Origin of the sequence: Paraburkholderia azotifigens (genome assembly GCF_007995085.1) — a bacterium.
Classification (GTDB): Bacteria; Pseudomonadota; Gammaproteobacteria; order Burkholderiales; family Burkholderiaceae; genus Paraburkholderia; species Paraburkholderia azotifigens.
This window is the reverse complement of the sequence record NZ_VOQS01000001.1, coordinates 805,117-827,970: the sequence shown is the minus strand read 5'-3', so window position 1 is coordinate 827,970 and position 22,854 is coordinate 805,117. Positions and strand designations below refer to the sequence as shown.

Annotated in this window: 19 protein-coding genes; 11 read left to right on the top strand and 8 right to left on the bottom strand. The window is 62.1% G+C overall.

All coding sequences use genetic code 11. From position 1 onward, the window contains the following. Positions 1-135 precede the first annotated feature (135 nt). Positions 136-1,641 carry an MDR family MFS transporter gene (locus tag FRZ40_RS03645; protein ID WP_147233396.1) on the top strand — a complete coding sequence of 502 codons (1,506 nt, stop codon included), beginning with the start codon at positions 136-138 and terminating at the stop codon, positions 1,639-1,641. Here the strand turns inward: FRZ40_RS03645 and FRZ40_RS03640 are convergent. Next, positions 1,628-2,563, bottom strand: a complete 936-nt coding sequence (locus FRZ40_RS03640; RefSeq protein ID WP_028368266.1) for a LysR family transcriptional regulator — start codon at positions 2,561-2,563, stop codon at positions 1,628-1,630. The two genes, FRZ40_RS03645 and FRZ40_RS03640, sit on opposite strands and share 14 nt — an antisense overlap. A gap of 97 nt (positions 2,564-2,660) precedes the next feature. Here FRZ40_RS03640 and bla point away from each other — a divergent pair, with 97 nt between their 5' ends. Then, positions 2,661-3,566, top strand: a complete 906-nt coding sequence (bla, locus tag FRZ40_RS03635; RefSeq protein WP_147233395.1) for a class A beta-lactamase — start codon at positions 2,661-2,663, stop codon at positions 3,564-3,566. Positions 3,567-3,582: 16 nt separating this feature from the next. Then, positions 3,583-4,758, top strand: coding sequence for a class C beta-lactamase (gene ampC / locus FRZ40_RS03630; RefSeq protein ID WP_147233390.1), 1,176 nt, complete (start codon positions 3,583-3,585; stop codon positions 4,756-4,758). Between the two features lie 49 nt (positions 4,759-4,807). Here the strand turns inward: ampC and FRZ40_RS03625 are convergent, their stop codons facing one another. The 3 genes from FRZ40_RS03625 to FRZ40_RS03615 are packed head-to-tail and all read right to left on the bottom strand — an operon-like array spanning position 4,808 to position 8,686. Beyond that, positions 4,808-5,890, bottom strand: coding sequence for a serine hydrolase domain-containing protein (locus tag FRZ40_RS03625; RefSeq protein ID WP_028368263.1), 1,083 nt, complete (start codon positions 5,888-5,890; stop codon positions 4,808-4,810). 44 nt (positions 5,891-5,934) lie between these two features. After that, on the bottom strand, positions 5,935-7,254 hold the full coding sequence (locus tag FRZ40_RS03620) for an MFS transporter (protein ID WP_147233388.1): 1,320 nt from the start codon (positions 7,252-7,254) through the stop codon (positions 5,935-5,937). Between the two features lie 10 nt (positions 7,255-7,264). Continuing rightward, positions 7,265-8,686 carry a M20 family metallopeptidase gene (locus FRZ40_RS03615; RefSeq protein WP_147233386.1) on the bottom strand — a complete coding sequence of 474 codons (1,422 nt, stop codon included), beginning with the start codon at positions 8,684-8,686 and terminating at the stop codon, positions 7,265-7,267. Between the two features lie 137 nt (positions 8,687-8,823). Between FRZ40_RS03615 and FRZ40_RS03610 the strand changes: the two genes are divergently transcribed. From FRZ40_RS03610 to FRZ40_RS03595, 4 genes are all read left to right on the top strand, one after another. Then, the gene (locus FRZ40_RS03610; RefSeq protein WP_147233384.1) at positions 8,824-9,729 is read left to right on the top strand and encodes a LysR family transcriptional regulator; all 906 of its coding nucleotides are present in this window, start codon (positions 8,824-8,826) and stop codon (positions 9,727-9,729) included. 488 nt (positions 9,730-10,217) lie between these two features. Next, on the top strand, positions 10,218-11,357 hold the full coding sequence (locus FRZ40_RS03605) for a porin (protein WP_147233382.1): 1,140 nt from the start codon (positions 10,218-10,220) through the stop codon (positions 11,355-11,357). A gap of 250 nt (positions 11,358-11,607) precedes the next feature. Then, positions 11,608-12,063, top strand: a complete 456-nt coding sequence (locus tag FRZ40_RS03600) for a hypothetical protein (RefSeq protein ID WP_028368258.1) — start codon at positions 11,608-11,610, stop codon at positions 12,061-12,063. A 402-nt stretch (positions 12,064-12,465) separates the two neighbouring features. Further along, positions 12,466-12,957 carry a helix-turn-helix domain-containing protein gene (locus FRZ40_RS03595; protein ID WP_147233380.1) on the top strand — a complete coding sequence of 164 codons (492 nt, stop codon included), beginning with the start codon at positions 12,466-12,468 and terminating at the stop codon, positions 12,955-12,957. Between the two features lie 275 nt (positions 12,958-13,232). Here FRZ40_RS03595 and FRZ40_RS46445 read toward each other — a convergent pair whose 3' ends face one another. The 4 genes from FRZ40_RS46445 to FRZ40_RS03580 all read right to left on the bottom strand — a co-directional run bounded on the left by FRZ40_RS46445 (position 13,233) and on the right by FRZ40_RS03580 (position 17,882). Beyond that, complete coding sequence (locus tag FRZ40_RS46445) at positions 13,233-13,523, bottom strand: winged helix-turn-helix domain-containing protein (protein WP_477634022.1); 291 nt, start codon at positions 13,521-13,523, stop codon at positions 13,233-13,235. Between the two features lie 759 nt (positions 13,524-14,282). Then, a complete protein-coding gene (locus FRZ40_RS03590) occupies positions 14,283-15,902 on the bottom strand; it encodes a glycoside hydrolase family 32 protein (RefSeq protein WP_147233378.1) in 1,620 nt (539 codons plus the stop codon). A gap of 32 nt (positions 15,903-15,934) precedes the next feature. Next, positions 15,935-16,183, bottom strand: a complete 249-nt coding sequence (locus tag FRZ40_RS03585; RefSeq protein WP_028368311.1) for a GntR family transcriptional regulator — start codon at positions 16,181-16,183, stop codon at positions 15,935-15,937. Between the two features lie 109 nt (positions 16,184-16,292). Next, the gene (locus FRZ40_RS03580; RefSeq protein ID WP_147233377.1) at positions 16,293-17,882 is read right to left on the bottom strand and encodes a glycoside hydrolase family 68 protein; all 1,590 of its coding nucleotides are present in this window, start codon (positions 17,880-17,882) and stop codon (positions 16,293-16,295) included. 167 nt (positions 17,883-18,049) lie between these two features. On the opposite strand from FRZ40_RS03580, the gene FRZ40_RS03575 reads away from it, so the two are divergent. The 4 genes from FRZ40_RS03575 to FRZ40_RS03560 all read left to right on the top strand — a co-directional run bounded on the left by FRZ40_RS03575 (position 18,050) and on the right by FRZ40_RS03560 (position 22,843). Further along, positions 18,050-19,069 (top strand): substrate-binding domain-containing protein, encoded by a 1,020-nt coding sequence (locus FRZ40_RS03575; RefSeq protein WP_147233375.1) that lies wholly within the window; start codon positions 18,050-18,052, stop codon positions 19,067-19,069. A 789-nt stretch (positions 19,070-19,858) separates the two neighbouring features. Continuing rightward, positions 19,859-20,821, top strand: a complete 963-nt coding sequence (locus tag FRZ40_RS03570; protein WP_028370239.1) for a SphA family protein — start codon at positions 19,859-19,861, stop codon at positions 20,819-20,821. Between the two features lie 328 nt (positions 20,822-21,149). Continuing rightward, the gene (locus tag FRZ40_RS03565) at positions 21,150-21,890 is read left to right on the top strand and encodes an SDR family NAD(P)-dependent oxidoreductase (protein ID WP_028370238.1); all 741 of its coding nucleotides are present in this window, start codon (positions 21,150-21,152) and stop codon (positions 21,888-21,890) included. A gap of 86 nt (positions 21,891-21,976) precedes the next feature. Continuing rightward, on the top strand, positions 21,977-22,843 hold the full coding sequence (locus tag FRZ40_RS03560; protein WP_147233373.1) for an ABC transporter substrate-binding protein: 867 nt from the start codon (positions 21,977-21,979) through the stop codon (positions 22,841-22,843). Positions 22,844-22,854: the final 11 nt, after the last annotated feature.

Below are 22,854 nucleotides of genomic sequence, written 5' to 3'. Positions count from 1 at the left end.
GCGTGCACATCCAAGTGCGCGCGCGCCAATTAAGCGGTAGCATACATTTCTTTGCGCATCGATTGCCTCGCGAAAACCGCGCAGTTTCCGCGAACCTTCGACACCCCCGGCGCAGCCCATATAAAACCGTTCCCCATGTCGAACCATCCCCAGACGAAGCGTCATCTCGTCATCGCGGCCGTGATGGCGTCGATGGCGATGGTGGCGATCGAGGCCACCATCGTCTCGACGGCCATGCCGCAAATCGTTACGCAACTCGGCGGCCTGCGTCTTTACAGCTGGGTCTTCTCGTCGTTCCTGCTCGCGCAGACGGCGATGACCGTCGTGTTCGGCAAGCTCGCCGATCTGTACGGCCGCAAGCCGACCGTGCTGGTCGGTATTGCCATTTTCCTGATCGGCTCGATCGGCGCGGGCTTCGCCTGGTCGATGCCCGCGATGATCGCGTTCCGTCTGATTCAGGGCATGGGCGCGGGCGCGATCCAGCCCGTAACGCTGACCATCGTCGCCGACCTGTATCCGGCGCGCGAGCGGGGCAAGATTCAGGGCTACCTGGCGAGCGTCTGGGCGATTTCGGCCGTGATCGGCCCGATGGCGGGCGGTCTGCTGATCCGCGATCTGTCGTGGTCGTGGATCTTCTGGATCAACGTGCCCATCGGCATTCTGGCCGCATTCGGTTTCATCTCGTTCCTGCATGAAGAGAAACGTCACCAGCGCCCGTCGATCGACATCATGGGCGCGGTGCTGTTCACGATCGCGATCGGCGCGCTGATGATGGCGCTCACCGACGCCGGCTCGGAAAACGATGTCCGCGCGCTGTTCGAAATCGCGCTGTGCGTCGTCGCGGGCGCGCTGTTCGCGTGGCACGAGCGGCGCGTGCCGGAGCCGATGATCTCGTTCGCGCTATGGAGCCAGCGGCCCATCGCGGCGTGCAATGCGGCGACCGTGCTGTCCGGCATGGCGCTGATGGGTCTCACCACGTTTCTGCCCATGTACGTGCAGGGCGTGCTGCATCAATCGCCGGTGGTCGCGGGGCTCGCGTTGACGATGGTGATGCTCGGCTGGCCGTCGGGCGCGACCTTCACCGCGAAGTCGTTCCATCGCCTCGGGCTGCGGCGCACGATGGTGGCGGGCAGCTTCTTCCTGCCGCTCGGCGCCATTGCGTTCGCGCTGCTGCGGCCGGACGGCTCGCCCGTCACGGCGGGCGTCGGCTCGCTCGTGATGGGGCTGGGCATGGGGATCGTCAGCGTCAGTTCGCTGATCCTGATTCAGGAAATCGTGCAGCCGCTGCAACGCGGTTCGGCCACGGCATCGAACCTGTTTTCACGCAACCTGGGCAGCACGCTCGGCGCGGCGATTTTCGGTGCGGTGCTGAACTTCGGGCTCAGCCACTTCAAGGGCATGTCGATCACGTCCGACCAGTTGCGCTCGCTGCTCGACGCGACGCCGAATGCGGCACAGGCTGCGCTGGCGGGCAACGACATGGTGCGCGCGGCGCTGCATCATTCGCTGCATCTGACGTTCCTGTCGATCTTGGTGATCTGCGTAGGCGCGGTGCTGTCGGTGATGATGGTGCCGCACATCAAGATCGGCGACCAGCCGCGCGAAAAAACATCGGCGGCTGCGCATCTCACGGAGATGTGATGCGTTGGCCGGGCGAGGGCCTGGCCTCTTCCGGCGCATCGCCCGATGCATCGCCGCCTTCTGCCACTTCCTTCGCAATCCACAGACTGAATGCGCGCATCGCGGGCGACGCCGGTTTCGCCTTCTGCCACGTGAGCCAGTAGCTGCCCGCGTGCACGTCGATATCGAATGGCCGCGCGAGTCGTCCCATCGACAGATCGCGTTCGAACATCGACACTGGTGCGAGCGCGACGCCTGCGCCTTGCATCGCCGCTTCCACCATCAGCCGCGACGAGTCGAACACGGGCCCCCGCACGGGACGCGGCGCGAGACCCGCTGCCGCGAACCAGTTCGCCCAGTCGTCGGCGCGATACGAGCGCAGCAGCGTTTCGCTGGCGAGATCGGCGGGCGTGTTCAGACGCTGCGCGATCTCCGGCGTGCACAGCACCGACAGCGGCGCATCGAAGAGTTTCGATGCGCGCGAGCCGGGCCACGTGCCGTCGCCGAAGCGGATCGCGAAGTCGAGACCTTCTGCGGCCAGATCGACGAGATTGTTGTTCGTCATCAGGCGCAATTCGACGAACGGATGCGCGTCGTGAAACGCCTTCAGGCGCGGCATCAGCCAGCCGACCGCGAAGGTGCCGACCGCGCCGACCGTCAGCACCTCATGGAAATGCCCGCCTTCGAACTGCCGCAGCACGGCTTCGATGCGATCGAATGCGTCGCTGAGCACAGGACGCAGCGCGAGTCCCTCATCCGTAATGGCGAGCCCGCGCGGCAGGCGCTTGAAGAGCGTCGCGCCGAGGCGCTCCTCGAGCATCCGCACCTGCTGGCTGACGGCTGCCTGCGTGACATTCAGCTCGAGCGCGGCGCGCGTGAAACTCAGATGCCGGGCCGACGATTCGAACGCGCGCAGCGCGTTCAGGGGTAAATACGGTCTCATGTCCAAGCCATAAGAATTTCTAGGTCATCGAGCAATTTATCATCGTTTGTCACGCGGCTGCGAAGACGCGATAGTGGCGGCTCTTCAAGGAGGAGCAATGGTCACGAGGCGAAGCTTCACGTTTATGTTGATGGGCGGTGGGTTAGCTGGCGTTGCAGCTCAGGCGTTCGGCGCCGGTGCGGCTGCGTCCGCGCAAAGACACGCGGTGCGCGGGAGCGCGTTCAAAAAACAGCTTGCGCAGATCGAGGCGCAGGTGGGCGGCCGGCTCGGTGTCGCGATACTCGATACGGCAAGCGGAAAGCAGCACGGCTGGCGCATGAACGAGCGCTTTCCGATGTGCAGCACGTTCAAGGTGCTGCTCGCGTCGGCCGTGCTGACGCGCAAGGATCAAGGCAAAGAGGAGCTGGGGCGCAAGGTCGTGTATGCGAAGGACGTGGTCGTGGCGAATTCGCCCGTCAGCGGTCCGCGTGCGGGCGGCGACGGGATGACGGTGTCGGAACTGTGCGAGGCCGCCATCACGCGCAGCGACAATACGGCCGCCAATCTGCTGCTGGAGAGCATCGGCGGGCCGGCGGCGCTGACGGCATTCGTCCGTGGCATGGGCGATAAGGTGACGCGCCTCGACCGCAACGAGCCGACGCTCAATGAAGCGCTCGACGGCGATCCACGCGATACGACGACGCCCGCCGCGATGCTCGCCGATCTGCGTGCGCTGCTGCTCGGCGAGCATCTGTCCGCTGCGTCGCGCGAGCAGCTCACGGCCTGGCTCGTCGCCAACAAGACGGGCGATGCGCGCTTGCGCGCCGGCTTGCCGAAGGATGCGCGCGTCGGCGACAAGACGGGCACGGGCGAGCGGGGCACGTCGAACGATATCGCCATCGTCTGGCCGGCTGGCCGCCCGCCCATTCTCGTCACGGTGTATCTGACGGGCGCGACGCGGGCCAGCGCGGCGCAGCGTGATGCGGCGATCGCGAAGGTCGGCGCGCTGGCCGCGCAAGTCTGAACGAGGAGCTCCGCAGATGACATTCGCAACGGTGAGCGCGCGAGCCGCCGCGCTGCTGTGCGCGCTGTGCACGACCTGTGGCGTGAGCCGCGCGGCCGACGTGCCGCAAGCGCGGATCAGACAGGCAGTCGACGCAGCGATCCAGCCAATGATGGCCAAAGACGGCATCCCGGGCATGGCGGTCGGCGTGTTCGTCGATGGCAGGGCGCAAGTGTTCAATTACGGCGTGGCATCGACGCAATCGCGCCAGCCCGTCACCGATGGCACGCTGTTCGAGCTCGGCTCGGTCAGCAAGACGTTCACGGCGACGTTGACCGCGTGGGCTCAGGTCGATGGGCAACTGTCGTTGAGCGACGATGTCGACAAATATCTGCCGACCTTGCGCGGCACGCCGTTCGGACAACTGAGCCTGCTGAATCTCGGCACGCATACGCCGGGTGTTCTGCCGCTTCAGGTACCGGACGGGATCCGTAACGACGCGCAACTGATGGGCTACTTCAAGGCATGGCGTCCGACATATCCGCCCGGCACGGTCCGGACGTACGCGAACCCGGGCATCGGTACGCTCGGCCTGATCGCGGCGAAGAGCATGGGGCGGGATTTCACGGTGCTGATCGAGCAGCGGCTGTTTCCGGCGCTCGGGTTGAAGAACAGTTTTATCGACGTTCCAGGCGCGAGGAGAGCCGACTACGCGCAAGGCTATACGAAGGACGGCAAGCCAATCCGGATGGCAGGCGGCGTGCTGGCGGCGCAGGCGTATGGCGTGAAATCGACGGCGGCCGACATGCTGCGCTTCATCGAGGCCAACATGAAGCTGGTCAAGGTCGACAGCCAGTTGCAACGTGCGATCACTCAGACGCACACAGGCTATTTCCAGGCCGGACCGATGACGCAGGATCTGATCTGGGAGCAATACCCGTATCCCGTCGCGTTGGACGCGCTGCTGGAAGGCAACGGCATAGCGATGGCGCTCGATGCCACGCCCGTGAAAGCGATCGTGCCGCCCGAAGCGCCAAAGGACGACGTCTGGATCAACAAGACGGGCTCGACCAACGGCTTCGGTTCCTACGTAGCGTTCGTGCCGTCGCGACGCATCGGTATCGTGATGCTCGGCAACCGCAATTTTCCGATTGCGGACCGGGTCGCCGCAGCGCACGGCATTATCGAATCGCTGGATCGCAGCGGGCAGTAAGCGTAGAGGATGCGCGGCTGGAGCGGCCGCGCATCTGCGCTTCAGCGCGCTATCGTGAGCAGACCGTATCGATGGCGTGCAGCATCTTGCCGAAGAACGCATCCGCATATTGCGAATCGAGCCAGCGCACGATCAGCGCAATACGCCGCTGCGGCTCGATCCACATGAACGAGCTGCCCGCGCCGACGCCGAAGTAACTCGATTCCGGCACGCTGGGGAACACGCGCCGCGCGGTGTTGAGCCACACCAGATAGCCGTAGTACGGCGCCAGCGCGCACGGCGTGCGCATCCGCGCGATCCATTCGGCCGACAGCACGCGGCGGCCGCTGTCGAGTCCACCCGCCAGGCCGTCGTCGAGCAGCATCTGCGCGACTTTCAGCTGATCGTTCGCGCTCACCGACATGCCGCCGCCCCAGTGCGAGCCGCCCGGCACCGACTGCACGCGCGTGCCGCCGACGTCGAGCCAGGCATCGTCGTAGCCGACCCATCGCCAATCCTCACTCGCGCCGACGGGCCGCATGATCGCTTCACGGAACACGTCGGGCAGCGGCTTGCCGAACAGATGCAGCAGCGCCAGCGACAACTGGTTGATGCGCACGTCGTTGTATTCCCAGTACGTGCCCGGCTGCTGCAGCGGACGCAACTCGCCTTTCCTGCCATCGGGCGGATCGCCGAACGTCACCGCGCGGTAGTGATCGGCCTGATCGGACAGGCCGAAACACGTGCCTTGCCATTCGCTCGTCTGCTGCAACAGCTGCGTCCACGTGACGGACGCGTTGTGCGCGTCGTCGAAACCGATGCCAGGCACGCGCACGCGTACGGGTTCGTCGGGATCGGGCAGCAGTCCGCGATCGTGCGCGACGCCCGCCAGCAGCGCGAGGTAGGTCTTGGCGATGCTGAAGGTCAGGTCGGCGCGGTCCGGCTCGCCCCACGTCGCGAGCAGCCGGCCATCGACGGCCACGGCGCCCGACACCGGCCCGCGGTCATGAATCGGCCCGAGCAGCCGGTTCCACGGCGGCGGGTCGTTCACATGTACGCCGAATTTGCCGTCGGCATGGCGGTCCCACGGCGATTCGTGATCGATCGAAAACTGGATCGCCTCTTTGATTTCCTGCGGCAAATCGGCTTGCATACGTGCGTGTTCCTCGTGATTCATTGGCTGGCGATTCATTCGCTTCAATGTGCGTTCAGCTTCGCCCGCGCCCAGACCAGCGTCAGCAGGCTGACGATGGCGGCCATCATCAGATACAGCCCCGGCGCGAGGTTGTTGCCCGTCGCCGCGATCAGCGATGCGACCGCGAGCGGCGTGAAGCCGCCGAAGATCGTCGTGCCGATGTTGTAGCCGAAGGCCATGCCCGTCGTGCGCGTGCGGGTCGGGAAGAGTTCGGCCATCAGCGCGGGAATCGGCGCGAAGTAGGTGGCCTTCAGCAGCGCGACCCATGAGACGGCGGCGAGCAGCGTCGGCAGCGACGGATGCGCGTTCATGAACATGAACGCGGGATACACCGTCAGGAAGAACAGCGCGCCTGCCCCGAGCATGATGCGCGTGCGGCCCACCTTGTCCGACCAGTGCCCGACGACGGGCGTGAGCACCGTGACGATCAGCCCGGCAATCAGCGTGGCGATGAAGCCCGACGACGGCGCGAGTCCGAGTTGCCGCGCCGCATACGTCGGCATGTAGAGAATCATGTAGTTGGCTGTCGTCGTCAGCACGAGCGCGCCGATCGATACCAGCACGCGCGACTTCTGCGTCGCGAGCAGTTCGCGCACGGGCGATTCCGCTTTCTCTGTGCGCTCGAATTCGGGCGTTTCGTCGATACGGCTGCGAATATAGAGCCCGACAGGACCGATCAGCATGCCGAACAGAAACGGAATGCGCCAGCCCCAGCCTTCGAGTTGCGGCTGCGTGAGCATGCCCGTCAGCGCCGCGCCGAAAGCGGAGGCGAGCAGCGTGCTCGCGCCCTGGCTGGAGAACTGCCAGCTCGACATGAAGCCGCTGCGCTGCGGCGCGTGTTCGATCAGGAAGGCCGTCGAGCTGCCGAACTCGCCGCCCGCCGAGAAGCCTTGCAACAGACGCGACGCAAAAATGCCAATGGGCGCGAGCAGCCCGATCGACGCGTAGGTCGGCATCAGCGCGACCATGCCCGTGCCGAGCGTCATCATCGCGATCGACAGCGTCAGCGAGGCCTTGCGGCCTTTTCTGTCGCTATACGAGCCGAGCACGAGCGCGCCGATCGGCCGCGCGAGATACGACAGCGCGAACGTGCCGAGCGTGAGCAGCAGCGAGATGGTCGCGTTGTGGGCCGGAAAGAACAGCTTCGACAGTGTGGTCGCGAAGTAGCCGTAGGCGATCAGGTCGTAGAACTCGAGCGCGTTGCCGATCGATGTCGCGATGATCAGGCGCGACACGCTCGTGCCCGACTTCGCGGACGCGCCTGTTTCGTGCGACTCGTGCGACGACGAGGGATGATGCGCGGTGACGGAATCCATGTTCATTGCGACGTCCTCATGCGGGGGTGGTCGAAACATGTGGTGCGGGATTGTTTGCGCCGACTTCCTGCGCGCCGAGATCCCAGAAGAGGCCGGCCATGATGCGCAGTCCATCGCGCACGACAGGGCCGAGCAGATGCTCGTTCGGCGCGTGCTGCGAGCAGCCGGGATACGAGTGCGGCACCCACAGCGTCGGCATGCCGAGCACGTCGGCGAATACGTCGTTGGGCAGCGTGCCGCCGAGGTTCGGCAGCAGCACGGGGTCGTCGCCCGTCGTCTGGCGCAGCGAGCGCAGCGCCCATTGCACCCACGCGTTGTCGGGGTCGACGCGCGTCGCGGGCGCGCCGCGCTCCACGTCGAGTCCGATCATGCCGAAGCCGTGTTCGTCGAGATGCCGTCGCACGATCGATTCGAGGTTCTGCCAGTCCGTGCCGACCACGAAGCGCATCTGCATGTACGCGACGGCCGACGGCGGAATCGCGTTGACGGGCTTGTCCGGGTTGCCCGTGCGGAACGCGAGCACTTCGAGATTGTTCCAGCCGAACACGCGTTCGGTCGGCGTGAGGCCTGGCTCGCCGTAATCGGTGTCGACGGTCGGTTCGCCCGGATTGCCGCCCACGGCGATGCCGGACAGCGCACGGCGCACCGCGCCGGGAATGGGCGGCGGCCGCAGCCCGTCGACGAGAATCTTGCCGTCGGCGTCGACCATCGATGCAATCGCGCTCGCGAGCACGACGCCCGGATTGCGCAGCAGGCCGCCCCAGTTGCCAGAGTGATGGCCGCCGTCGCGCAGCGTCAGTTCGAGCTTGAAATTGACCAGGCCGCGCGAGCCGAGAAAGAGCGTCGGACGATGCGCGGACAGGCGCGGGCCGTCGGACGCGATCAGCACGTCGGCGGCAAGTTCGTCGCGCAACTGCGTGCACAGCGCGTGCAGGCCCGGCGAGCCGACTTCCTCGCCTGTTTCGAACAGCAGCTTCAGATTGAAGCCGAGCTTGCCGCCGCGCGCGTCGAGCACGGCCTTCAGCGCGGCGAGATTGATGCTGTGCTGACCTTTGTTGTCGGCCGTGCCGCGGCCGTACCAGCGTTCGCCGTCGACGGTCACGTCCCACGGCGTGAGACCGTCGCGCCACTGCGCGTCATAGCCGCGCACGACATCGCCGTGTCCGTAGCTGAGCACGGTCGGCAGCGCGTCGTCTTCGTGACGGTGCGCAATCAGGAAAGGGCCAGCGCCTTGCGCGGGATTGTCGACGATACGGCAGGTGAAGCCCCACTGCGTGAGCAGCGGCGTGAGTTCGTCGTCGAGATAGCCGCGTAGCCGCTCGCCGCTGTCGGCTTCCTGGCTCTCCGTGCGATACGCGACGCGGCGCCGCAAGTCATCGAGAAAACGGCCCGAATCATACTGGCTGGCCGCGTTTTGAATGGCGATATCACGAGTCAACGGCGGGGTCTCCTGTGCGTCGCGCCAGCTTCGGGCGCGTGTTCATCGAAAAGCAGTCGAATCGATGCTGCGGCCGCCGATATTTCTGCACAATTACAATATTTGCGACGAATCGTTGCCGAAACGGCAAAGCGGACATGGACAACACGGCACTGCGTTACTTTCTGGAAGTGGCCCGCAGCGGGTCGCTGAGCAAGGCTTCGGAGCGGCTCTTCGTCGCCGTGTCGGCGTTGAGCCGGCAGATCGGCAAGCTCGAAGAGGAACTGGGCACACCGCTATTCGAACGGCGTCCGCGCGGCATGGTGCTGAGCGATGCGGGACGTTTGCTGGCGGAGCATGCGCGGCGCAGCGTGCTCGAGACCGAGCGCGTGATCGGGGAGATTCGCGGGCTGGCGGAAGAGGGGCGCGCGACGATTCGCGTCGCGAGTTCGGAGGGTGTCGCGCCGCATTTTCTGCCGCAGGTATTCGCGCATTTTCTGAAGACGTATCCGTCGACGCATTTTCAGCTCGACGTGTCCGCGCCTTCCGTGGCGACGCAGCGGGTCAGGGAAGGGACGGCGGATATCGCCGTGTGCTTCAGCATCGCGCCGGAGAAGGAGATCAATGTGCACTACTCGCAGCGCGCGCCGATCTATGCGCTGGTGCGGCGCGGGCATCCCCTTGCCGCGCATGAAGCGGTGTCGCTGAAGGATCTCACGCCATGGCAGCTCGCGATGGACAACCAGGGCGTGACGATCCGGCAGCTGTTCGATATTTCATGCAGCCTCGAAGGGCTGATTTTCGAGCCGGTGTTTGTCAGCAACTATCACGCGGCGCTGCAGAGCTTCGTGCGTTTGACGGATGCCGTCACGTTGACGGGCTATCTGACCGTGCGCAGCCGGCTCGAAGTGGATGGGCTCGCTGCCATTCCGATTACGAACCCGGAACTGCATCAGCGTACGCTGCAGGTTCAGACGATGGCGGGGCGCACGCTGCCGCAGACGGTGCAGGCGTTCGTGGATTTGCTGAAGCGTGCGATCGATGCGCCGGAGATCGTCGATTGAAACGCTGAATGCCTCTGACAGCGGCCGCTTCCGGATGCCTGCTGGCGTGCAGGCGGCGCGACGGTCTTGCGTGAAACGACTGCCGACACGCGAAAATCTTTAAAAGGCAATACTTCGAATCAGCAATGATTTATTGCGATTTTCAAATGGAATTTAAAATGAGTTGTTTGATTCCACTTTCTTACCATTATAAGAATGGGAAAGGTAGATACGCAATGCGCGGCTTGCGGCCTTAATCATCTATTCATAAAATCCGCAGGCCTGTATTCCGGGAACAGCTAGAATTGGGCACTTGGGGCGCATCCGCGAGAGGGATGCGCCCCATTTCACATGTACGTCTGCCGCGCCGGAATTACGAATGGCGTGACCGGGAAGATTAGGAAAGCATTTAGTGGGTGGTTAAAACACAACGACAAAGTCGCAATGCCGATTCAATCGGATATTCTCCGCGCCACGATAGCATTCGTTATCGGAATAATGGAGAAAAGATGAAAAAGCTCGTACTCTCGACCCTCTCGCTCACGCTGTTTGCCGCGGCTGGCGCAGCACACGCTCAAAACTCGGTTACCCTCTACGGTTTGCTCGATACGGGCCTCACGTACTCCAGCAACTCCGGCGGCCATAGCAACATCCAGCAGGCAAGCGGCATCCTGAACGGCAACCGTTGGGGCCTGCGCGGTTTGGAAGATCTCGGCAACGGCCTGAAGGCGATCTTCACGCTGGAAAGCGGCTTTAATCTGTCGACGGGCGCGATGGGTCAGAACAGCCGTCTGTTTGGCCGCCAGGCATTCGTCGGTCTCGCGAGCAACCAGTACGGCTCGGTGACGCTCGGCCGCCAGTACGATAACCTTGTCGACAACCTGGGTCCGCTGTCGCTGAACGGCACGCAATATGGCGGCACGCTGGCTTCGCACCCGTACGACAACGACAACCTGAACAACTCGTTCCGCGTCAGCAACTCGGTCAAGTATCAGAGCGTCGATTACGCGGGTTTCAAGCTCGGCGCGATGTACGGCTTCTCGAACGAAGCTGACGGCTTCTCGGACAACCGCGCATACAGCGTCGGCGCATCGTATGCATTCGGCGGCCTGAAGGTTGCGGCGGCTTATCTGCAACTGAACGGCGCGGGCTCGAGCAACACGAGCGGCGCCGTGAGCACGGATGCGACCTTCACGGCTTCGCGTCAACGCACGTACGGCGCGGGCGTCAGCTATGCGTTCGGTCCGGCGAACGTCGGCTTCGTCTTCACGCAGACGCAACTCGCAAGCGGCACGCTGATCGGCACGTCGGCATCGGGCAAGACGAGCGGCATCGCGTTGAACGGCACGGGTGCGCATTTCACGAACTTCGAACTGAACGGCCGCTACGCGATCACGCCGGCATGGTCGCTGTCGGGTGCTTACACGTACACGGACGCAAGCCTGCTGGGCGCCGATCCGAAGTACCACCAGGTCACGCTGCAATCGGACTACGCGCTGTCCAGGCGCACCGATGTCTATGCTGAAGCGGCCTATCAGCACGTCGGCAGCACGGGCAGCTCGGGCATCACGGCGCACATCGTCGGCGTGAGCGCTTCGTCGACGGATTCGCAAGTGGTCGGCACCGTCGGTATCCGTCACCGCTTCTAAGCCGCACGGCATCTGCGAGATCCCGTGCGCGCGATGCATCGCGGCATGACGTGACATCGTGTGGTTTGGGGTCTCGCGCGAGTCTGCTTTGAACGCGCGCTCCGTGTAAAGCGGAGCGCGCGTTTTTGTTTTATGTCCGCGTTGGGCGTGAAAGATCGCGAGGCGAGTGCGGCGACACCCGATCGGATCTGCGAGTAATTTGGGCGCACGGATATAATCGCGCTCGACTATCGTCAGGGAGAGGTTGTCTGTGAAAAAAATCAATGCGTGGGTGCTAGCCGCTCTGGTGCTGGCCGGTTGCTCGTCCGCCGAAAAGGAAGCGCGCGAGGCGCAGGCGTATCAGCACAACGAATCCAGTCTCGCAGCCGCGCAGCGCAATGCGGCTGTCGATTGCCCGCAGGCGCAGTGCGATGCCGCGTGGGCGCAGACCAGGCGCTACGTCGAACAGCATTCCGATACCACGGTGACGCGCGCCGACGCGCTGGCGATCGAAACCGAGGTGCCATACAGCTCGGGCAAAGTGTCTTTTTCCGCGACGCGGGTTGCCAGACCCGGTGGCGCGACGCTCACGCTGTTCGCGCAATGTCGAGGCATGTATGGACCGGACAACGCAAAGGGTTCGGATTACGACGAATGCGCCGACAAGATTCTGAAGACCCAGAATGGCTATGTGGCGTTTGTTCGGGCGCATGTCGCGGGTCAGTGATTTGTCTCTGGCGCGCGGAATGCGTGTCTGAGTCCTGGCTGGATGCGGCACGGGAGCCTCCAAACCGGACATTACTCAATGGCTCTTGCAGAGTATATCTGCACCGACGAGGTTGCCTCGCTTAACCGCTTCGCGCCCCGACATCTCGACGCCCGAACGCGCGCCTATCGGAGAAAGGCTTATTTGGGGCCGACTGCCTTCCCACTGTGGATGGCTACAGCGAACCAATAAAACCACACGATAATTTGCCGGTTGCGACCCGCGTGCCATCCTGGAACACGTGGCCGCGGTGTGCAGCACATCCGGCTAGAACACCCGATCACCTATGCGTTAGCGGCTTTCGCGGTCGATTATTGAATTGAAATCAAGGGTGTTTTGACGGCGTGGGGCTAGGCGGCAACCTTGCTCAAGGACAAGATGCGATACCTATTGCCTCTGGCCTTCAGCGACATGGAACGAATCAGCCGCCTCCTGACTGGGCAAGATGAGCGTTGCGGTTCGCGGAGCGAAGTGCGAGACAGCCACTCGTCAACCGAGCTTGATGTTATTGAAGCGGCCAGGGGTTTGATGCTCGCGACACTGAGTACCGGTAAGTCGATAGAAGCTGTAGCCGCATCCGTTCGGATGTCGAAGCGGCATTTCCTGCGTGTGTTTAAGCGGGCCACAGGAACCACACCTCATAGCTGGCGCCTGGTAGAAAAAGTGCGCAGCTCGCAGCAGGATCTGCTGAAAGGAGACCTCAGCCTGAGCGAAATTGCGCACGCATATGGCTTCGCTGACCAGGCTCATTACAGCCGTGTTTTCAAGCGGGTCGTTGGAACATCACCGGGTGTCTGGCGCAATTGGGCGCAGCCGATCGTCGAGAGGCGCCCAACAGTCCGGAAGTTCGGATAACAGTGCCGAGAATTCTCGCGGGGTCACTGCGGCGCGAACCGGATGCAGATTGAAGCAGCTCTATCGCTCTCGATCGAACAAGAAAGGTTCCGCAAGTCCAGAATCGATACCACTACAGGGGTGAAAACGACGTCGTTAAAACGGGCCTTCTCCGGATCGACAACGCAGATCTGCGATGCGCAGTTTGAAGCGCTTCGCGTCCCCAGGGAGCGAGATTCAGGTTAACGCGCGGGAGGTTAGCTATTCGACAATTCCGCCTTTCTACAACGCGTTTTTCAACCGTAGTACCCATCACGCGCAAGCGACGATTGTGCGGAAGTTGCCTCGACAAGCTGCCCACTATCATCGAGTCGCGTCCATGCGTACGCACGGGTCGTTTCGAGCATGCGGCATCTGTATGTGGAGGCGTCCAGTTCCACAGTCAGCAAAGATTTTGACACGAGCCCGCTGATGGCGTTGAGCACCTCGGTAGTGTCCAGTCCCGCGCCCCGAAGCAGCCGGCATGCGGCATCGGACGTGAAACTGGTGGCGAACGTGCCGAGCCAGCGTAGTACTTTTCGTTCGATTTCGTCGAGCAGCGAGTAACTCCAGTCGAGGGTAGCCCTGAATGTCCGATGACGCGGCAGTGCAGTTCGTCGCCCCCCCCGTCAGGAGATCAAAAACGTCGTTCAGGTTCGCGGCAAGCAGTTGAAGGCCGAGCAGTGACGCGCGTGCTGCCGCAAGCTCGAGCGCTAGCGGAATACCATCGAGTCGCCGACATATTTCGCCTGGCAATTGAATATTCGCGTCGTCCAATGCGAGGCGAACATCGAGTGCACGAAGCCGCGTGAGGAAGAATTGCACGGCAGGCGAATTCAATGTCTTGCTGCTTGAACCGCCCTTATCGGGAACTGCCAGCGACCCTGACGAATAGACGACTTCACGACACGTTCGCAAGACTTCGCGGCTTGTCGCCAGAACTCGCATTCCGCCTCCCGCGTTGATCAGCGTTTCAGCCGCTTTCGCCGCGACATCCGCTACCTGCTCACAGTTGTCGAGGACAACGAGCCCGCGTCGTCCCCGCCATTCGGCGGCAATCCGCTCATACGAGGCTCGTCCTGACGACGATCCGGTGCATGTTTCGAGGACTAAGGTGTTCAGGGCATACTCGGCGTTGTGTGCAGTGGCAAACGATACAAAGGCCACCCCGCCAGGGAATTCCGCGAGCATCTTGCGAGCAACTTCCATTGCCGTCAGGAGACGGCATTTATCACGAAATGTCGGCTATCGGATCCGGTTACACGAGTCATAGGGCCGATCCTGCAATGCGCCCGCACGAGCTTGTCTCAGGAGGGTTCCGACAGAACGATGTCGTTGAACGTTGCATCGCCGCCATCGGCAAAAAGGCGAATCCGGTTGTCGTCGAACGAAGGGAAGATCAGGTCGGTCATGACGGTCCGTCCGTCATCCGCGAACACCTCGACAGAGTTCTGGTCGATCACCACCTGCAGGTGCAGCTTGCCGCCGTGCAACGGCAGGTTGACGATATGCTCCCTGCTGAATGCACCCGAAAACCAGGTGTTGCCCGATCGCGACCTGTCCACGATGAGCGTTTGCCTCCGTGCGTCGTAAAAGATTCGCGTGCCGGTGTTGCCGGTCGCGGAGCCACGAACGATCAACCCGGCGCGCTGCGCAGTGCCAGGCCGGATGGTCAGATCAATGTTCCGAACCGCGCCGTGCACGGACGATGCGAGTTCGCGCGTAGCCGATGAGAGGTCGATCTTGTGGATGTACGTTCGAGCGGACTGCCTTACCAGCGCTGCACACGACTGCACAGGTACTGACGTAAGTCGCGGCTCTCCGTCAATGGTTTTCAGCGCGAGTTCACGCGGCAATGCCATTGCTCCTTTCCAAGGCGATGTCGGAACGTGGTTCGCATAGTCCCAGTTGCTCATCCAGCCGATCGTCAGGGCTTTGCCTGCTGGTGCATTGGAAAACGTCCCCGCAGCGTAGTAGTCTGCGCCGTGGTCGAGCCATTGATACTGCGCGGGATCTGAGCCGGCTGGCGCGACATCGTCTGGCATGAAACGCGTACCGTCGAACTGCCCGACAAAGTACATCGCCCCCGATCCGCCCGCGATCGACCAGGGGTTCACATTCACGATCATCACCCACTTCTGACGGGCCGGATCGCCATCCAGCGGGAGGGCAAAGAGGTCAGGCATTTCCCACAGCGCACCGTGATGCGGGACATCGGGCAGCGTGAAGTCGCTCAGAAACGTCCAGTCGATCAGATTGTCGGACCGGTAGAGCTTCACGACATGGGCATCGGCGACAACGGCAGTCATCAGCCAGTATCCGCCCTGTGCGTACCAGGAGACCTTAGGATCACGAAACTGGCGTGATTCGGGATTCAAGGTCAATACCGGATTGCGCGCGTATTGCTGCCAGGTCTTGCCGTCGTCGGTGCTGTAAGCGAGCGACTGCGCCTGAACACCAGCTTCGTGTCCGGAGCCGGTTTTGTACACGCTCGTGTAGAGCGCAACGAGCGGCGGCGCCTTGGCGGTGCCAAGCCCCGATGCGTTGCGCGTGTCGGCGACGACCGAGCCCGAGAACACTTCCTCGGTACTATTCGCGTGCATCGCGACCGCCTGTTCATTCCAATGGATCAGATCCGGGCTTGTCGCGTGTCCCCACGACATGTCGCCCCAGAAATTGCCATGCGGGTTGTACTGGTAAAACAGGTGATACAAACCTTTGTAATAGACGAGGCCATTGGGGTCGTTCATCCAGTTGCGCTGCGGTGTGTAGTGAAGCACGGAGCGCCACTGCGGCGTATCGGTTTCGCTCGCCGCAAGCGATGAAGAAGGGGAAACGCAGGCGGTGGCGGTGGCGGCCAGCGCGGCAAAGAGCCACGACGACAGCGGGCGCGATCTGAAGAAGAGTGGATGTTGTGGGTCGTGCATGGAATGTCTTTCCTCACCGGGAGGCGTGCTGATCAGGAGGGTCCTCGCACCACCGTGCCGTGGCGACGATTGCCGGCAGTCAGGCCGCGGCGTGCGGTCTCGCGTAACGCGCGGTTGACGGTATTGACGTGCAGCCCCAGAAAGTCGGCGAGCAGCCGCTGCGGCGGCAAGGCGTCGCCGGGCCGTAGCGTCCCTGCGTCGATGGCGGCCTCGATCTCGTGGACTACCTCCAGATAGACGGGGCGCTTGCGGGAGGGCAAATCGGGGATCCAGAATTTCATGGTGGCACTCGTACAGGTAAAGCGACTGCGCGCGCCCACCAGCACGGCGCGCGCAGTTCGACACTGATGAAGCCTGCGCGGAGGAGCGGCGCAAGCCTCGCGAGTGGCATTACTGCTTGGTGTTGCCCTGGCCGTTGTCGCCCTGGCCGTTCCCAGGCGCTGACTGGTTCGCGGGAATGTCACCGTAGCCACCGAGGCCGCTCTTGCCATACGCACGGTCCACGGTCGTCGTATCGCCGTTGATGCTGATCTTCACGGTCGGCGCCAGCGTGCCGCCACGACGTGTGCCAATCGCATCGATGAACGACTCGATGAGACCGCCCGGCATCACGTAGTGCGAGTACGACTGGAATGTGCGCGGGTTCTGGTTAGGATCCTGGGCGTAGGGCGCACCAACCGGCGCATCGAAATCGGTGGGATTGCCCAGCACCAGGCCGCTGCCCTTGTTCATCGGCAGGAAGTCGCTGCGAATGCCGTTGCCGACGAAGCCATACACGCCGTCCGGCCCATCGACGCCGGCCGCCATCGTTGCCCGGTGGCTGATCGTGAACAGGTAGTACTTGCCGTCCTTCATGTAGATCTGCGGGCGCTCGGTCTGGTCGTCGCCACAGTTGGCCGACAGGAGCGGCGGCAGGAATTTCCACTGCGTGAGCTGCTTGTCGGTCGCGACGGCAAGACCTACGTTCGCCTTCTGGTAGACCGCGCCCTGATTCATCACAGTGTTCAGATCCTCGCGGTACGGGTCGTTCGGCGCATAGCCAAGATCCGCTTCGGTACAGGTGCGCGCGCCGCGTGGGCCGCCCGTGTTGCCTTCGAACACCATATAGGTCTTGCCGGGATGCGCGGGGTCCGTGAACACAAACGGGTCGCGGAAGGAATAGTAGGTGTTCTGCTGGCCCGTCTGGTACATGGCGCCGTCCGGCTGCAACAACGCCTGATGATCACCGAAGCCGGAGAACCACACGTGGCTGTCGTCGGCGTGGATCTGGCCGTCTGTCCGCGTGATGATCGCGATCGGCGGCGTGATGTCCGAACCGCCCGGTGCCGAGCGATTGAATGACAACGCGGTGTAGTAGAGGCTCACCTGATTGCCGTTGATCAGGCGCGCGGAGCCGGACCATTCGGCGTTGTCTGTCATCGGCGCCGTACCGAACACCTTCACGCTCGCACCGTCGGGAAACAGATGCCCGCCCCAGGTCCAGCCGCCGTTCGCCGGGCGCAGCGCCGCCGGCACCCCGGCGCGACGATAGAAGAAGCCGATGCGCGCATGCACGTGACGATCGTCGAACGTGTAGCCGGCATGCGGGTCGGCCGTCAGCGAGAAGATCACCTCCCAGCCTTTGTACGCCAACTGGTTCGCACGCATGTCGGCGAGCGGCCAGGTGTCCCATACCCACACGTTCGGGTTGATCAGCGGGAAATCCTGCGGAATGTCCGGCATGGTCAACGCTGTCGGCAGCGAGTTCTTGTCCGCAGCTGTTGCAGCGTGCGACTGCGCCTTGATCTGGCGGATGTCGGCGCGCGTCCAGCGCATCGTGAAACTGCTCTCGGGGTCGTAGGCCTGCTGCGAGTGCGGCGTCGGAGCGGGAAAGCCCGCAGTTTGTGCAAGCGCGCCCGTTGCAACGGCCGGCAGCAGGGCGCCCAGGAGGAGGCGCGCGCGGGCGCGCGAGTGATGGGAACAGCTACGCGAGGCGTTCATCGTCGTCCTTTGAGGGGTAGTTGATCAAATCAAAACCGGTTTGGATGCTAGACCAAACCGGTTTGGAAGTCAAAATCGGATAAAATAACGGTACGATGAGCAGGCTTGCCCATCATTTCGTCACATTGGTGTGTCGGCGGGGCGCGAAGTGATCGTGGAGTGAAGAGTTGAAAACGAACTTGAAAGCGCTAGCGAGCGCGCTGGGCCTGTCGAGGACGACCGTCAGCCGGGCACTGAACGGTTATGACGACGTGAGCGAGGCAACGCGGCAGCGGGTGGTTGAAGCGGCGAGGGCGCTCGGCTATCAGGCCGATCCGACTGCGCGAAGATTGGCGACGGGGCGCGCCGACGCGATCGGCATCGTGTATCCGTTTGGCGCGGGTGATCTGGGTGATCCGCGCTTTTGCGAGGTCGTCGCAGGCATTACCGAGGCATTAGGCGAGCGCGACATCGATCTGATCATCGCGTCTGCGCGGCCGAACGCGGAGCTCGACACATATCGGCGTCTGGTTGAAGGACGCTCGGTCGACGGCCTGATCGTCGCACGCACGCGGATGGACGACAGGCGCATCGCGTTTCTCCAGGAGCGGAATTTTCCGTTCGTCGCTTATGGCCGCACGAACAGCACGCAGCCCTACTCGTGGTTCGACTTCGACAACGAGGCGGGCGCGAGAGCCGCAACGCAGCGGCTGATTGACTTCGGTCATCGCAGGATTGCGCTGGTCAGCGCGCCGCTCGCGATGACCTTTGCCGCCCAGCGTCGTGAGGGTTTTGTGAGCGCTATGCATGATGCGGGTCTCGCACCGTCGCCTGAACTGATGATCGAATGCACATTCGATCGCGCAGGAGGGCATGACGCCGCTGCCGCGCTGCTGAACCTTGCCGATCCGCCGACGGCGCTGCTCGTGGACAATAACCTCGTGGGTGCAGGTGCGTTTCGCGCGATCGTCGACAGCTGCCGCCTGCTGGGACGCGACATCTCGCTGATCGTCTATGACGGCGTGCCTTCCGACGTCTCGCATCCGTACACCGTGACGGCCGTTACGCAGCCCACGGGCCACGCGTCCGGCAGAGCCATCGCCGAACTCATGCTGGGCGCGATTGAGGACAGAGACCGTCGTGCACATCGCCTTGCATTGCCCAGGATCGACCCGGGTGATACGGACGGTCCGATCTATCGACCATAAGCGACCGTGAGCGCAAGCAGACCGCGTCTTCGCCCGGGAGTACGCGGCCTGTAATGGCCTGATCACTTGAGGTCGTTCCGTGTAGCACATTACTAACCTGGAAAAATCTGTTCTCCCATGTCGCGCGCAGGATCGGCCTGAGATGGAATAAACCTTTGTGCAAGTTGTGCGCGCCCTTGTATGTCTGCTGTCGAGACATCTCAATGTCCGTTTCGCGTCCCCACTTCGGTCTGTCATCGGTTGGATGCACCAATTGCTGTGCACGGGGCGGCACCGACTTAAAATGAGCATAGCTATCTTAATACGTGTGTTTTGAAGGGCTGCTGATTCTGTTTGATCTGGCAACGTATGACAGCGCGAGGCGAGCTGATCAATATCCTTCTGCTTTGCGCGTAAGCAGCTCAGTGCCGCCTGAATGACGCCCCATACAATCTCTGGAGCGTGGCGCCTCCCTCCCTTCCTCCCTCCGTCCGTCCACGACAGCCAGTAATCCACGCCTGAGCGTTTCGCGCTCGCTTCATTACAACGGGGAATAGTGTCTATGACGCTGCGCCCGTAGAGGGATTTATTTGATTCGCCTACTGTAGTCGAGCCAAATCGGTTCGAGCTACGCAAAGTCTTCAGGGGCTCTCCAGAGTTCTTCACTGCGAGTATCGATTTGTCGCGCAGTTTGCACTGGCGTCAGGTGAACGACTCATATCGCAGTTCCGACATGCCTCTCTTTTCCATTCAGCACAACCGAATACATCAACAGCGCCGTGCAATGCCAATGATGGCGCAGGGAACGGTATGCCATTTCTTACGCTTCGCGACTATTGTCGCGCTCTCGGTGTTCCGATTGTGGTGGGCGCTGCAATTGGATCATGCTGCCATGTCTCGACCGTGCATGCGACGGAAGGCGGCGGGAGCAATTATCCCGTCGGTGTGAACACGCTGCTTTCGGGTATCCAGCCCGCGCCGGGCAGTCACATCTATATATATCTGCAGGCATATGAAGCAACCACCTTCGAGGGCAATAACGGGAACCCATCGAGCAGTGTGGCGAACTTCTCGCTGCACGCGCAGGCCGCGGCGTTCCGCCTTTCTCATGTATGGCGAGATGTGACGTTCCTCGGCGCGACACTCGAGTCGCGGACGAACATACCCTTTGTCAATCTCGATCTGCATTTCGACGCGCACACACCTAAAGGCACCGTCTACAAGAGTGGTCGCGCAACAGGTCTGTCGGATCTGACAATCGGGCCGCTTTTTCTCGGTTGGCATCTGGGCAACCTGCATCAGGTCCTGGGTCTTGAGTTCTTTGTTCCGTCAGGCGGCTACGACCCAAACAAAGTCGCGAATCCTGGACGCAACTACTACTCGATGCAGCCGAACTACGCCGTCACATGGTTGCCAACGCCGCGCGTCGAGTTTAGTGCACGCGCGCTATATAGCGTTAATTCCGTCAATCACGCAACCGACTATCACTCGGGAAATGAGTTCATCGTCGATTACAACGCGGGATTTCGCTTCACTCCCATGTGGCAGATCGGAGTAAGCGGATATTTCTACAAACAGATAACCGACGATACCCAACACGGTCAGGTGGTCAACGGTAACGGCAACCGTGGACAGGCGGTAGCTGTGGGGCCCTCTATCGCATACGGGAGCCGGAGATTTTCCGTGGCGCTCAAGTACCAGCGCGAAATGCTGGTTCGCAACCGGCCAGAGGGGAATCGCTTCTGGCTGCAGATGTATATGCCATTTCAATAAGCAGTCGCGTTGCGTGGGTGGGGTTGACTGGATGGTCGCGCAATGATCCTTCAAAAAGAATCACTTCATTCTGCGACGGAATAGTGTCTATGAAGTTGCGTCCGTAGAGATCAACGTTCCTACGGTGTACTGTATATAAAACGAAATGACTAAAGCGTTTCACCGTTCGATCACCAGTTCATAAGCAGTCTGCCTGGCTTATGGACGCAGCCGTATACCTGAGAGAGGAGTTATTTCATCGAATGTGTACAGCTTATTTTTGTTTCGATAGTTCGCAAGTTTTCATAGAAATCCAATCTTTGGCCAACCCTAAAGCGGAGATGATCTTATGGCAGTCGCGCTAATCACTGGAGCCAGCCGGGGCATCGGCTCGGCGATCGCAATTACTTTGGCCCGCGAAGGATATAAGGTGGTCGTCAACCATCGCGACAGTGCGTCGCTTGCTGAGGACGTAGTCGCGACGATCGCTGCGGCCGGTGGAGAGGCGATAGCGATCAAAGCCGATGTCACACAACGGGACGATGTCGCCGTCATGACCGATCAGATCAATCGGCGCTGGGGCGGGGTCGACGTGCTGGTGCATAACGCGCTGACGCCCTATGACGTCACCTCGTTTGCCAATCTGAGCTGGGAACAGCTCGGCGGCAAGCTGGACACCGAACTGCGCGCTGCCTTCCTCGCGACGAAAGCTGTTGTACCAGGCATGACCTCCCGTGGCCGTGGCCGGCTGATCTATCTCAGCGCGCTGCTATCGCGTCGCCCGCGCGACGGGATGATTACGCTAGGCACAGCAAAAGCAGCGCTGGATCAGTTCGTGCGGTACGTCGCGCTCGAGTTGGCGCCTCACGGCATTACCGCGAATCTCGTTGCGCCGACCACCGTGGAAGGCGCTACGTCGAAAGGTCTCATCCCGGCTGAACGACTGAAGGCGATCGCCGCATCGATCCCGATGGGACGGCTTGCCCGCCCCGATGAAGTAGCCAATACGGTTGCGTACCTGGCGAGTGACGCATCGGGATTCACTACGGGTCACTACATTCCCGTCAGCGGTGGCTTTGGAATGGAGTGAGTACAACGGGCGTGCGGATCGACTGCACGCTCGCGGAGATCTTTGTTCAACGCGCTTCATTGAAATGACAGGGGTGTCAATTGCCAATGCTCTCGATTGACCTGACTTACGTCGGGGCCGGTATTCATGAGGAATTGATCGCGCAATTCGCGGATCAGGAAGGGTTTTTCGAAGACGAAGGAGTCCGTGTCGCCTTGCGCGACGGCGCCGTCTGGAATACCGATCGCGTGCGCGCGGGCGCCACCATCGGTCTGGGCCGGGCGCTGATTTCACGCATGACGAGCGGTATCCAATGGACGGCGCTAAGCGTGAACACGCATCGACCGCTCTTCTGGTTTCTTGGCGCTAACGGGCTCAAGTCGATGGAGGATCTTCGCGGCCGTCGACTGGCCGTTCATGGTCCACGCACGGCTCCCGGTGTGTTCGCACGGATTGTGCTGCGCAAACATGGACTGGACCCCGATCGCGACGTGCAATGCGTGGAGCGAATCCCCGGCGACTATCAGATGGATCTGCGTCGACTCCGCGAAGGCTCGATCGATGCCGCCTACGTGGGCAGCACGTTATCGGCTGAGCAGGTCGCGCGCGAAGAGGGATTTGCCGTCCTGTCGTGGGTTGGCGACCACTTTCAGATTCCCACGGTAGGACTAGCAGTGGACCCCTCGCGCATCCCGCTCGACGATCCCGCGTTGCAGGCAATGGTGCGGGCCTATAAACGGTCACTCAAGACGATCGCCGAACAGCCCAGCCTCGCCGTCGAACACATCGCTTCAATGATGGGCCGTCTGACGAGCGCGGAAGCGGAACAGCACTACGAACGATATATCCGCCCGTACTTCTCCGCCGACGGTCGGGTGGATCTCGACGTTGCCAGGCAAGGGGTTGCCGCCGTCGCTGCGGAACTCGGCATCTCCGCAGGAGACGCCGACCGCATGTATCTGGCGACGCTGTAAGCGGACAACTT

Excerpts from the sequence above, each read along its gene's own strand:
- FRZ40_RS03605 (WP_147233382.1), top strand. The coding sequence starts at position 10,218 with ATGAAAAAGCTCGTACTCTCGACCCTCTCGCTCACGCTGTTTGCCGCG.
- FRZ40_RS03640 (WP_028368266.1), bottom strand. The coding sequence starts at position 2,563 with ATGAGACCGTATTTACCCCTGAACGCGCTGCGCGCGTTCGAATCGTCG.
- FRZ40_RS03590 (WP_147233378.1), bottom strand. The coding sequence starts at position 15,902 with ATGCACGACCCACAACATCCACTCTTCTTCAGATCGCGCCCGCTGTCG.
- FRZ40_RS03645 (WP_147233396.1), top strand. The coding sequence starts at position 136 with ATGTCGAACCATCCCCAGACGAAGCGTCATCTCGTCATCGCGGCCGTG.
- FRZ40_RS03585 (WP_028368311.1), bottom strand. The coding sequence starts at position 16,183 with ATGAAATTCTGGATCCCCGATTTGCCCTCCCGCAAGCGCCCCGTCTAT.
- FRZ40_RS03565 (WP_028370238.1), top strand. The coding sequence starts at position 21,150 with ATGGCAGTCGCGCTAATCACTGGAGCCAGCCGGGGCATCGGCTCGGCG.
- FRZ40_RS03560 (WP_147233373.1), top strand. The coding sequence starts at position 21,977 with ATGCTCTCGATTGACCTGACTTACGTCGGGGCCGGTATTCATGAGGAA.
- FRZ40_RS03625 (WP_028368263.1), bottom strand. The coding sequence starts at position 5,890 with ATGCAAGCCGATTTGCCGCAGGAAATCAAAGAGGCGATCCAGTTTTCG.
- FRZ40_RS03620 (WP_147233388.1), bottom strand. The coding sequence starts at position 7,254 with ATGAACATGGATTCCGTCACCGCGCATCATCCCTCGTCGTCGCACGAG.
- FRZ40_RS03610 (WP_147233384.1), top strand. The coding sequence starts at position 8,824 with ATGGACAACACGGCACTGCGTTACTTTCTGGAAGTGGCCCGCAGCGGG.
- FRZ40_RS03580 (WP_147233377.1), bottom strand. The coding sequence starts at position 17,882 with ATGAACGCCTCGCGTAGCTGTTCCCATCACTCGCGCGCCCGCGCGCGC.
- bla (WP_147233395.1), top strand. The coding sequence starts at position 2,661 with ATGGTCACGAGGCGAAGCTTCACGTTTATGTTGATGGGCGGTGGGTTA.
- FRZ40_RS03570 (WP_028370239.1), top strand. The coding sequence starts at position 19,859 with ATGCCATTTCTTACGCTTCGCGACTATTGTCGCGCTCTCGGTGTTCCG.
- ampC (WP_147233390.1), top strand. The coding sequence starts at position 3,583 with ATGACATTCGCAACGGTGAGCGCGCGAGCCGCCGCGCTGCTGTGCGCG.